This window comes from Massilia sp. P2_C2, assembly GCF_056404615.1.
On sequence record NZ_JBFUDR010000197.1, the window covers coordinates 1 to 11,792 of the forward strand.

Consider the following 11,792-nt stretch of genomic DNA (forward strand, 5'->3'; position numbering starts at 1 on the left):
GGATTGATGCCCCCGGCATCAATCCCCCCCGGCCTCAAATGCCCACCCTACGGCGCTCCGCCACCATTTGCGATGTATTGGCGTAAATGACGAAACGAGGTACGTAGGGTGGGCGGCCCTCCGCCCACGCGAACGTTGGCGTAATGCGGTATTGAACCTTGTGAGGGAGCGGAGATGACGAAACGCAGGTGGCAAGACATCGCAATCGGCCTGGTGGTGCCGGTCGTCGCGATCGCAATCTGGCAGTGGGTCGCCGGCATGGGCTGGGTCAACGAGAACATCCTGCCGTCGCCGCTGCAGGTGTGGCGCAAGTGGGTCGCGTACCTGCTGCCGCTGCAGGATTACCAGGCCTGGCATGAGGCGAACGGCGGCGGGCGGCTCGCGTGGCTGGTGTCCGGGGAACTGATCACCGACGCCCTCGGCAGCCTGTACCGCGTGATCGTCGGCTTCCTCGTCGGCGCCGGCCTCGCCCTGCCGATCGGGCTGTCGATGGGCGCGAGCCGCATCGCGTACGCCTGGCTGAACCCGCTGTTCCAGCTGCTGCGCCCGATTCCGCCCATCGCCTACATCCCGCTGTCGATCCTGTGGTTCGGGCTCGGCAATCCGCCGGCGATCTTCCTCATTGCGCTGGGCGCTTTCTTCCCCGTGCTGATGAATACGATCGCCGGCGTGCGCCAGGTCGACGGCATCTACCTGCGCGCGGCACGCAACCTCGGCGCCAGCGGGCCGACGATGTTCGTGCGCGTGATCCTGCCGGCGGCCGTGCCCTACATCCTGACCGGGATGCGGATCGGCATCGGCACCGCGTTCATCGTCGTGATCGTGTCCGAGATGATCGCCGTGAMCAACGGTCTCGGCTTCCGCATCCTCGAGGCGCGCGAATACTTCTGGTCGGACAAGATCATCGCCGGCATGATCACGATCGGTCTCCTCGGGCTGGCGATCGATTCCGGCATGAACAAACTGAACAATCACCTGCTGCGCTGGCACCGCGGCCTGGAGCACTGACATGAGTGCACACATCGTCATTGACAACGTGAGCAAGATATTCGACTCCGACGGCCGCAACATGGTCGCGCTGCAGGACATCGACCTCGAGATCCCGCGCGGCCAGTTCGTCTGCCTGCTGGGGCCTTCCGGCTGCGGCAAGTCGACCCTGCTGAACGCCATCGCCGGCTTCGCCCCGCCGACGTCGGGCCGGGTGCTGGCCGACGGGGTGCCGGTCGCCGGCCCCGGGCCGGAACGGGGCATGGTGTTCCAGGAATACGCGCTGTTCCCGTGGATGACGGTGGAACAGAACGTCGGCTTCGGCCTCGAGATCAAGGGCATGGCGCGCGCGCAGATCGCCCAGCGCGTGGGTGGGCTGTTGAAGATGCTGTCGCTGGACGACTTCGCGAAGCGCTATCCGAAGGACCTGTCCGGCGGCATGCGCCAGCGCGTGGCGATCGCGCGCGTGCTGGCGCTGGATTCGCCGATCCTGCTGATGGACGAGCCGTTCGGGGCGCTCGACGCCCTCACGCGCCGCAACCTGCAGGACGAGCTGCTGCGCCTGTGGGCCGAGCTGAAGAAGACCRTCATCTTCGTCACGCACAGCATCGAGGAAGCGATCTACCTCGCCGACCGCATCGTCGTGATGACCTACCGGCCGGGCACGATCAAGCGCGACATGCTGGTCGACCTGCCGCGCCTGCGCGATCCGGCGGCGCCCGAGTTCAATGCGCTCAAGCGCGAGCTGGGGCTGATGGTGATGGAAGAACAGCAACGCCATCATGCCGCGGAGATCCGGGCTGCGACAGTGGATTGACAAAACGCCAAGCTGTTCCCGCGTCATCGGGATGGTGTAGACTCGCGCGTATGCAACTCTCCCTATTTATTGCCGCGGCCATCCTGTACGCGGTATGCGCCCTGCTGCCGTCGCGGCAGGGATCCGCCATTTCCGCCGTGACTGCCGTTGCCTGGGCCGTGCACGGCGCCGCGCTGTGGCCGGACATCGTGACCAACGGCACGCTGCGCGTCGGCTTCGCGTTCATGCTGTCGGCCGCGCTGTGGATTTCCGTCGCCGCGTACTGGATCGAGAACCGCAATTTCGCGCTGGACGGCATGCGCCGCATGGTCATGCCGTGCGCGGCCGTCGCGGCGATCCTGCCGCCGCTGTTCCCCGGCAACCTGATGCCCGTGCAGGCGCAGTCGCCCGCGTTCGGCTGGCACGTGGCCGTCGCGGTGTCGGCGTACAGCACGCTGACGATCGCCGCGTTCCACGCCGTGCTGATGGCGCTGCAGGAGGCGCGCCTGCACACGAAGAGCGCGAAGAAGGGCTGGCTGGGCGCCGCGATCGACCAGCTGCCGGCGCTGCTGACCATGGAAAAGCTCCTGTTCCGCATGATCGGCATCGGCTTCGTCCTGCTCAGCCTCACCGTCCTGTCGGGCATCGTGTTCTCCGAGGAGCTGTTCGGGCGCGCGCTGCGCTGGGACCACAAGAATGTGTTCGCGCTGCTGTCGTGGGTGTTGTTCGCCGCGCTGCTGGCCGGACGCCGCTGGCGCGGCTGGCGCGGCAAGACCGCGCTGCGCTTCACGCTGGCGGGATTCGCCACACTGGCGCTGGCGTATGTCGGCAGCCGTTTCGTTTTTGAAGTCGTTCTGCACCGGGGGTTCGTATGACGCGACTGCTATTCYGGATTGCGCTCGTCATCCTCGTGGTGGCAGCCGTACGCAGCAAACTGCGCGCCGCGCTGGCGCGCGCCCAGGGCCCGGCCGAAGGGCCGGCCGCGGGCCCGGCGCAGGCGCAGGCCGGCAATGACGGCACGGCCTGGCGCCGTGTCCAGGACGAGTCCGAGGCGATGGCCTGCTGCGCCCGTTGCGGCATCTATTTCCCGTCGTCGGAGGCCGTGCGGGCCGGCGGCCGCGATTACTGCAGCCCGGCGCACGCGCACCAGGAAACCAGGTAAGCCGCCGCATGGCGCCCTGGCCGTCTTATTCCACCGAGTCGCGCTCGACGTTCTGGCGCTCGCTCCAGACGCTCACGGTCACGCGCATCGTGATCGCGCTCGTGCTTCTGCTCTACCTTTCGGTGGGCGCGCAGCGCGGCCGCATGGAGGGTACCGTCTACGCCGAGACCTGCATTGCCTACGTCGCGGCGGCTCTGCTGTTCGCGTTCGCCGCCCAGCGCTGGCGCCGGCGCTTCCTGTGGCAGCTGGCCGTCCAGATACTGGTCGACCTCGTCGCGATCTCGCTGCTGTACCTGGCCGCCGGCGGCATGCGCAGCGGCCTGGCGCTGCTCTACCTGTTCCCACTGGCCGGCACCGCCATCCTTGCGCCGCTCGTGCCGGCGCTGTTCTCGGCCGCGCTGGCCACGCTGTTCGTGCTGGCCGAGAGCACGTGGCAGATATTCCTGCGCGCCGAGAATCCGCCGCTGACGCAGGCGGGCCTGACCGGCGCCGCGTTCTTCGCGTTGGTGCTGGTGCTGAACCGGCTGGCGGCGCGGCTGATCAACCAGGAAGAACTGGCCGCGCGGCGCGGCGCCGACCTGCGCATCCAGCAGGCGATCTATCGCATCGTCGTGGATGACGTCGACGACGGCATCCTCGTGCTGGGCCGCGACGGTACCGTCTTCGGCGGCAACCCGGCGGCGCGCCGCATGCTCGGACTGGAGACCCAGCCGAGCGAAGATGGCCAGACCTTCGCGCTGGCCGACTTGCCCGCGCTGGAGCCGGTGGCGCAGCGCTTCACGGCATGGATAGCCTGCTGCATGGACGCGCCCGCGGCGGCGACGGGCGGCTTTGTCACGATCAAGCGCTGGCACGAGACGGAAGGGCCGGTGCGCGGCCGCCTCGACCAGCCGGTGCACCTGAAGCTGCGCTTTGCCCGCGTCGACACGCTGGAAGGCGCGGCCGAGCGCAGCCTCGTGTTCCTGCAGGACGTGAGCGCCATCGAAAACCAGGCGCAGCAGCTCAAGCTGGCGTCGATGGGCCGGCTGACGGCCAGCATCGCGCACGAGGTGAGGAATCCGCTGTCGGCGATCGGCCACGCCACGTCGCTTTTAGCCGAAGACCTGCACGGCCCGGCCGAAACGCGCCTGCTGCGCATCGTGAACGACAACGTGGTGCGCGTGAACCGCATGGTCGAGGACATCCTGAAGCTGTCGCGCAAGGTGCAGCCGAACGGCACGCCCGTGGCGCTGGACGACTTCCTGCCGGAATTGAAGGCCGAGTTCACGGAAATGCACGACATGGCCGGTGATATAGTGTGGGTGGGCGATGCGGGCGGACGCAGCGTGCGCTTCGACGGGCTGCATCTGCGCGAGGTGCTCGTGAACCTGCTGGGCAATGCGATCCGCTATGCGAGCGGCCAGCCGGCCAGCATCCGCGTGTGCCCGGTGCTCGACGCGACGGGCCGCATGGAATTGCACGTGCAGGACGACGGCCCCGGCATCACGCCGGAAGTGCGCGCCCATTTGTTCGAGCCGTTCTACACGACGTCGAGCAAGGGCACGGGCCTGGGCCTGTACCTGGCGCGCGAACTGTGCCTGAACAACGGTGCGATGCTGGACTATGAATACCGGTTGGAAGACGTCCGGCCCGGTGAATCGGGTAACGGCGCGGGTAACGGCGCGGGCAACGGCGCGGGCGAGGCCAGCGGCCGGTTCGTGATCACCTTCGCATCAATCTAGCGCGCACCTATATATATTAGAGAGTCAACGTCACGGAAGAACAGCCATGAGCTCACCCCGCATCCTGGTGGTCGACGACGAAGCCGACCTGCGCGAGCTGCTCGAGATCACCCTGCTCAAGATGGGACTCGACGTGGACAGCGCCGCCACGGTTCGCGAAGCGCGCACGCTGCTCGGCCAGAAACCGTACGCGCTGGTGCTGACCGACATGCGCCTGCCCGACGGCCTCGGCCTGGAACTGGTGCGCGAGGTGGCGGCCAGCCACAAGAGTACGCCCATCGCCGTGATCACCGCGTACGGCAGCGCCGAGAATGCCGTCGTGGCGCTGAAGGCCGGCGCGTTCGACTACGTGTCGAAGCCCGTCGTGCTGGACGACCTGCGCGCGATGGTGCGCTCGGCCCTGAAGCTGTCCGACCCGGCGCCGGCATCTGCAAGCGCCAGCACGGGCGGCACGTCGCGCCTGATCGGCGAGTCGGCCGCGATGCAGTCGTTGCGCGCGCAGATCGCCCGGCTCGCGCGCTCCCAGGCGCCGATCGCCATCAACGGCGAATCCGGCAGCGGCAAGGAACTGGCCGCGCGCGAGATCCACGCGCAGAGCACGCGCGCGGGCAAGCCGTTCGTCGCCGTCAACTGCGGCGCGATTCCCGAAGCGCTGATGGAAGCGGAGTTTTTCGGCTACCGCAAGGGTGCCTTCACGGGTGCGAACGATGAGCGCGACGGCTTTTTCCAGGCCGCCAACGGCGGCACGCTGATGCTGGACGAGGTGGCCGACCTGCCGCTCGCGATGCAGGTCAAGCTGCTGCGCGCGATCCAGGAGCGGCGCGTGCGCAAGATCGGCGCCACGGTCGAGGAACCGGTCGACGTGCGCATCATCAGCGCCACGCACAAGGATCTTGCGAAATGCGTCGAGACGGGCGCGTTCCGCCAGGACCTGTTCTACCGCCTGAACGTGATCGAACTGACGTTGCCGCCGTTGCGCGAGCGCCTGGATGACCTGCCGCTGCTCGTCGACGCCATCCTCGCGCGCCTGGCCGGCCCGGGTGGCGCGCGCCTCGGCCCCGGCGTGCTGGACGCGTTGCGCGGCTATGCCTTCCCGGGCAATGTGCGCGAACTGGAAAACGTGCTCGAGCGGGCACTGGCCTTCGCCGACGATGGCGTGATCGAGGCGGGCGACCTGTTGCTGAAGGGGGCAAAGCTGGGCGACGCGGCCGTCGTGCCGCAGGGCGGTGGCGCGCCCGTCCCGCCACCCCCGGTCGCCGTGCCGGAAGAGGCGGGCGTCGCTACGTCGGGCGCCGCTGCGTCGGGCGTCGCTACGTCGGGCGTCGCTACGTCGGGCGACGCTGCCCCGGGCGCCGCCGCGCAAGCGCCGCTGCCGCCGGGTACCGACGCGCTCCCGAGCAACCTGCCCGACTACCTGAGCCAGGTCGAGCGCGACATCATCCTGCGCGCCCTGAACCAGACCCAGTTCAACCRCACGCAGGCCGCGAACCTGCTCGGCATCAGCGTGCGCCAGCTGCGCTACCAGATGCAGAAGCTGGACATTCACGCCCCCGAACCGTGAGCGCCGGGAACGTCGAAAAACCTGCTGCGGGTTGTACCGGGCCGCGTAGGCCGGGCCGCGTAGGCCGGGCCGCGTAGGCCGGGCCGCGTAGGCTGTCGTTCTGCGATGCTCCGCGGCGGCGGACCGGCTGTACTCTCGTACAGATGCGCTTCTCGAACAACATTGCTGCCGCTCGCGACGGGTTTTTCGAGGTTCCCGCGTGGTCTTTTCGCCAACGCAGCAAAGCAAAAATGACACGATTCGCTGGAATTATGCACGATAAATGAGCACCGCAAAATGCGCCATGAAATTAATGTTAGTGCTTACTTCGTGCTGAAGGCTTCAGATATCGGCCCTGTTCGATGTCAAGAAAAAAATCTTACAAGCGGAGCTCATAAATTTCACGGACATCGACTACAATTAGGTCTGTAAGGCCGTTGTCTACTACATCTAGTGGTCAACGGCCTTAATGCCGAACAGGCAGAGTAGGAGCGCAACGCTTTTTTTCTCAACATTGCTGCTCCTATTTTTATCGGCAAAAAGTTATCGAGCTGCCAATTTTGATGAGTTGGCAGCTTTCCCTGGATTTAAAGAATCGAGGGCTCATATCTATCCAATCGTGAAGGCCGTGGCGTAGCAACCGCCATGCTGGGAGGCTCAATGCAAACATCTTCGGACATTTCCATCAACCCGCACGTCGCAGCAGGAACGACGGCTGGCAAGAGTGCGGCCGAGCTGGTCGCCAATAACGACTACCGCATCATCCGCCGCAACGGCGCCGTGGTGCCGTTCCAGCCGAACAAGATCGAAGTCGCCATGATGAAGGCTTTCCTCGCCGTGAACGGCGAGCAGGGCCGCGAATCGGCGCGCATCCGCGACCTGGTCGAGCAGCTGACGAACAACGTGGTCGCGGMGCTGGTGCGCCGTCAGCCGAACGGCGGTACCTTCCACATCGAGGATGTGCAGGACCAGGTGGAATTGTCCCTGATGCGCTCGGGCGAGCATGACGTCGCCCGCGAATACGTGCTGTACCGTGCCAAGCGCATGGAAGAGCGCCGCCTGGCCAAGGAAGCCGCCGGCGCCGCGCAAATCGCTGCCCCGCAGATCCACGTGGTCGACGGCGGTGCGCGCCGCCTGCTCGACATGAACGAAGTGTCGGCCCTGATCAATGCCGCCTGCGCCGGCCTTGAAAAGCACGTCGACGCCGACGCCATCCTGGCCGAGACCATGAAGAACCTGTACGACGGCGTGCCCGTCGAGGAACTGCACAAGTCGGCCGTGCTGGCCGCGCGCGCGCTGATGGAAAWGGACCCGGCCTACAGCCAGGTCACCGCGCGCATCCTGCTGCACTCGATCCGCAAGGAGATCTTCGGCAAGGACGTGCCGCAAGCCGGCGCCGCCGCTGAATACATCACTTATTTCCCGCAATACATCGCCAAGGGCATCGCAGCCGAGCTGCTGGACGAGGAGCTGGGCAAGTTCGACCTGCAGAAGCTGGCCAAGGCGATCGTCGCCGACCGCGACCTGCAGTTCGGCTACATCGGCCTGCAGACCCTGTACGACCGCTACTTCCTGCACATCCGCGACACCCGCATCGAGATGCCGCAGGCGTTCTACATGCGCGTCGCCATGGGCCTGGCGCTGCGTGAAGAGAACCGCGAAGCGCGCGCCGTCGAGTTCTACAACCTGCTGTCGACGTTCGACTTCATGAGCTCGACCCCGACGCTGTTCAACTCGGGCACCCGCCGCTCGCAGCTGTCGTCGTGCTACCTGACCACCGTCGCCGACGACCTGGAAGGCATCTACGACGCCATCAAGGAAAATGCGCTGCTGTCGAAATTCGCAGGTGGCCTGGGCAACGACTGGACCCCGGTGCGCGCGCTCGGCTCGCGCATCAAGGGCACGAACGGCAAGTCGCAGGGCGTCGTGCCGTTCCTGAAGGTCGCCAACGACACCGCCGTCGCCGTCAACCAGGGCGGCAAGCGCAAGGGCGCCGTCTGCGCCTACCTGGAAACGTGGCACCTGGACATCGAGGAATTCCTCGACCTGCGCAAGAACACGGGCGACGACCGCCGCCGCACGCACGACATGAACACCGCGAACTGGATTCCGGACCTGTTCATGAAGCGCGTGATGGAAAAGGGCGAGTGGACCCTGTTCTCGCCGTCGGAAGCGCCGGACCTGCACGACAAGGTCGGCAAGGCGTTCGAAGAAGCCTACGTGAAGTACGAAGCGAAGGCCGCCCGCGGCGAGATGACCGTGCACAAGAAGGTGCAGGCGCTCGACCTGTGGCGCAAGATGCTGTCGATGCTGTTCGAGACCGGCCACCCGTGGATCACGTTCAAGGATCCGTGCAACATCCGTTCGCCGCAGCAGCACGTCGGTGTCGTGCATTCGTCGAACCTGTGCACCGAGATCACGCTGAACACGAACGAAGACGAAATCGCCGTCTGCAACCTGGGTTCCGTGAACCTGCCGGCCCACATGAAGGGCGACGGCCTGGACGTGGTCAAGCTGCAGAAGACCATCCGCACGGCGATGCGCATGCTCGACAACGTCATCGACATCAACTACTACGCCGTCAAGAAGGCGGAGAACTCGAACCTGCGCCACCGTCCGGTCGGCCTGGGCATCATGGGCTTCCAGGACTGCCTGCACATGATGCGCGTGCCGTTCGCGTCCGACAAGGCCGTGGAATTCGCCGACCGCTCGATGGAAGCCGTCTGTTACTACGCCTACCTGGCGTCGACCGAACTGGCCGAGGAACGCGGCCGCTACCAGTCGTACGAAGGTTCGCTGTGGGACCGCGGCATCCTGCCGCAGGACTCGATCAGGCTGCTGGCGGAAGAACGCGGCGGCTACCTCGAGCAGGACGCGTCCGAATCGATGGATTGGGCCGTGGTTCGTAACCGCATCAGGCAGTTCGGCATGCGCAACTCGAACTGCGTGGCGATCGCCCCGACCGCGACCATCTCGAACATCATCGGCGTCTCGGCCTGTATCGAGCCGACGTTCCAGAACCTGTACGTGAAGTCGAACCTGTCGGGCGAATTCACCGAGATCAACTCGTACCTGGTGCGCGACCTGAAGGCGCGCGGCCTGTGGGACGAGGTCATGATCAACGACCTGAAATACTTCGACGGCTCGCTGTCGCGCATCGACCGCGTCCCGCAGGACCTGCGCGACATCTACGCCACGGCGTTCGAAGTCGATCCGAAGTGGCTGGTGGAAGCCGCGTCGCGTCGCCAGAAGTGGATCGACCAGGCGCAGTCGCTGAACATCTACATGGGCGGCGCCTCGGGCAAGAAGCTGGACGAGACCTATAAACTGGCCTGGCTGCGCGGCCTGAAGACGACCTACTACCTGCGCACGATCGCCGCGACGCACATGGAGAAGTCGACCACCCGCACCGGCGCACTGAACGCCGTGGCGGTCGATGGGGGGCTGTCTGCGGCCCCGGCCGCAGCCCCCGCTGCCGCACCGGCAGCGCCGGCACCGGTGGCAGCAAGCGCAGCGGACGTCGTGGAAGGCGCGGCCTGCTACCTGCGGCCGGGCGATGCGGGCTTCGACGAGTGCGAAGCCTGCCAGTAAGAGGTGATGCCTGCTCGGTTGCAGCCGAGTAGGCTTACGTGCTCATTTGGTAGATGTACGCCGAACAGCGCTTAAAAAGAAACGCCCATGAGTTGCAGCTCATGGGCGCTCTAGGAAAAGAAGCCAAAACAACGTCCTTGGTCTTCTCTTGAACTTGCATTTATCAGATGCTAGGTGGGGGAGTTTAAACTTCGATGCTTAGTATTGCAAGGATCAAGTTTGTTATCGGGCGGTATGACGATAGGGCACAACAGGTAGGGCCTGCCTACGTCAAACGTTCGCCTTCTGGCTTGGAAAGCAGAGGTGAACTCGATGCGACTCCGGTTATGCCGGACGCTAAAACCGTTGAGAGGACAAGTGTCATCTCAAATCCATAGCAACCTGAACTTAGTAGGAGCATCAATGTCGTTCAACTCGAAAGCTTCTTCATCCAAACTTGCATCGCAAGCAGCAGCCACTTTGCGTAACCCTGGTGCATCTGGCGTCGCAAAGAGCTTGGCAGCTTCCGTTTTGTCTCAAGCACAAAAAGGCAATCAAACTGGTGCGGCAATGGAAACCACTGCTTCTAAGGTGCTGAACAGTGTCAAGTACAGTGATGACACGAAGGCCCTTGCGGCCTCCGTTTTGTCTCAAGCGAACAGGGAGCGATAAATGGCTCGCAGCAGGTCGGTTTCTCGACCTGCTGCTTTACAAGTGCAGTAGAACTGACTAACTAGTCTAGGCTGAGCTTGCGTAATAAAATAATTTATTTTGGTCGCCTCACTCTTAAGCAGGAGGTGCTGTTAACCGTTTAGAGGATTTAAATCATGGCTCTGTCATGGGACGATGAACCGACCGCCGTACCGGCGCCCGTTACTACTGCTAATCCTGAAGCCAGCGCAGCCGACGTCGCCAAGCGCGTGAACGCGGACGACAAGCGCATCATCAACGCCAAAACCGACGTCAACCAGCTGGTCCCGTTCAAATATAAATGGGCGTGGGACAAATACCTGGCCGGCTGCGCCAATCACTGGATGCCGCAGGAAGTGAACATGCAGCGCGACATCGAGCTGTGGAAGAACCCGAACGGCCTGACCGAAGACGAGCGCCGCATCGTCAAGCGCAACCTGGGCTTTTTCGTCACCGCCGACTCGCTGGCCGCCAACAACATCGTGCTGGGCACCTACCGCCACATCACGGCGCCGGAATGCCGCCAGTACCTGCTGCGCCAGGCGTTCGAAGAGGCGATCCACACCCACGCCTATCAGTACATCGTGGAATCGCTGGGCCTGGACGAGCGTGAAATCTTCAACGCCTACAACGAGATCCCGTCGATCCGCGACAAGGACCAGTTCCTGATCCCGTTCATCGAGGTCATCAACGATCCGGAATTCCACACCGGCACCCTGGAAAACGACCAGAAGCTGCTGCGCTCGATCATCGTGTTCGCCTGCCTGATGGAAGGCCTGTTCTTCTACGTCGGCTTCACGCAGATCCTGGCGCTGGGCCGCCAGAACAAGATGACCGGTGCCGCCGAGCAGTACCAGTACATCCTGCGCGACGAATCGATGCACTGCAACTTCGGCATCGACCTGATCAACACGATCAAGATGGAAAACCCGCAGCTGTGGACGGCGGAATTCCGCGATGAGATCAAGGGCCTGTTCCTGAAAGCCGTCGACCTGGAATACCGCTACGCCGAAGACACGATGCCGCGCGGCGTGCTGGGCCTGAACGCCGCCATGTTCAAGGGCTACCTGCGCTTCATCGCGAACCGCCGCGCCGTCCAGATCGGCCTCGACCCGCTGTTCCCGAACGAGGAAAACCCGTTCCCGTGGATGAGCGAGATGATCGACCTGAAGAAGGAACGTAACTTCTTCGAGACGCGTGTGACCGAGTACCAGACCGGTGGCGCGCTGAACTGGGACTGATCCCGGATCGCCTGACTTGCCTCTCCAGGCATGACAAACCCGCCGCTCGGCGGGTTTGTCATTTGATGGGGGGATGACTCAACGG

At 64.5% G+C, this 11,792-nt stretch carries 9 protein-coding genes; all 9 read left to right on the plus strand.

Features of this window, described 5'->3' with window-relative positions; translation table 11 throughout:
• Positions 1–174 precede the first annotated feature (174 nt).
• The 9 genes from AC1DYX_RS20650 (at position 175) to AC1DYX_RS20690 (ending at position 11,707) form a co-directional block, all read left to right on the plus strand.
• Positions 175–1,008, plus strand: a complete 834-nt coding sequence (locus tag AC1DYX_RS20650; RefSeq protein ID WP_477262255.1) for an ABC transporter permease — start codon at positions 175–177, stop codon at positions 1,006–1,008.
• Position 1,009: 1 nt separating this feature from the next.
• Complete coding sequence (locus AC1DYX_RS20655) at positions 1,010–1,804, plus strand: ABC transporter ATP-binding protein (protein ID WP_477262257.1); 795 nt, start codon at positions 1,010–1,012, stop codon at positions 1,802–1,804.
• 50 nt (positions 1,805–1,854) lie between these two features.
• Positions 1,855–2,658, plus strand: coding sequence for a cytochrome C assembly family protein (locus tag AC1DYX_RS20660; RefSeq protein WP_477262259.1), 804 nt, complete (start codon positions 1,855–1,857; stop codon positions 2,656–2,658).
• Positions 2,655–2,945 (plus strand): PP0621 family protein, encoded by a 291-nt coding sequence (locus tag AC1DYX_RS20665; RefSeq protein ID WP_477262261.1) that lies wholly within the window; start codon positions 2,655–2,657, stop codon positions 2,943–2,945. Before AC1DYX_RS20660 ends, AC1DYX_RS20665 begins: the two co-directional genes overlap by 4 nt.
• 8 nt (positions 2,946–2,953) lie before the next feature.
• Complete coding sequence (locus AC1DYX_RS20670) at positions 2,954–4,666, plus strand: sensor histidine kinase (protein ID WP_477262263.1); 1,713 nt, start codon at positions 2,954–2,956, stop codon at positions 4,664–4,666.
• A gap of 46 nt (positions 4,667–4,712) precedes the next feature.
• Complete coding sequence (locus tag AC1DYX_RS20675) at positions 4,713–6,227, plus strand: sigma-54-dependent transcriptional regulator (protein ID WP_477262265.1); 1,515 nt, start codon at positions 4,713–4,715, stop codon at positions 6,225–6,227.
• Positions 6,228–6,866: 639 nt separating this feature from the next.
• Positions 6,867–9,797 carry a ribonucleoside-diphosphate reductase subunit alpha gene (locus AC1DYX_RS20680; RefSeq protein ID WP_477262267.1) on the plus strand — a complete coding sequence of 977 codons (2,931 nt, stop codon included), beginning with the start codon at positions 6,867–6,869 and terminating at the stop codon, positions 9,795–9,797.
• A gap of 402 nt (positions 9,798–10,199) precedes the next feature.
• The gene (locus AC1DYX_RS20685; RefSeq protein WP_477262269.1) at positions 10,200–10,448 is read left to right on the plus strand and encodes a hypothetical protein; all 249 of its coding nucleotides are present in this window, start codon (positions 10,200–10,202) and stop codon (positions 10,446–10,448) included.
• Between the two features lie 155 nt (positions 10,449–10,603).
• Positions 10,604–11,707 carry a ribonucleotide-diphosphate reductase subunit beta gene (locus tag AC1DYX_RS20690; RefSeq protein ID WP_477262271.1) on the plus strand — a complete coding sequence of 368 codons (1,104 nt, stop codon included), beginning with the start codon at positions 10,604–10,606 and terminating at the stop codon, positions 11,705–11,707.
• Positions 11,708–11,792: the final 85 nt, after the last annotated feature.

Coding starts and splice junctions, on each gene's coding strand:
- AC1DYX_RS20660 (WP_477262259.1), top strand. CDS start 1,855: ATGCAACTCTCCCTATTTATTGCCGCGGCCATCCTGTACGCGGTATGC.
- AC1DYX_RS20670 (WP_477262263.1), top strand. CDS start 2,954: ATGGCGCCCTGGCCGTCTTATTCCACCGAGTCGCGCTCGACGTTCTGG.
- AC1DYX_RS20685 (WP_477262269.1), top strand. CDS start 10,200: ATGTCGTTCAACTCGAAAGCTTCTTCATCCAAACTTGCATCGCAAGCA.
- AC1DYX_RS20690 (WP_477262271.1), top strand. CDS start 10,604: ATGGCTCTGTCATGGGACGATGAACCGACCGCCGTACCGGCGCCCGTT.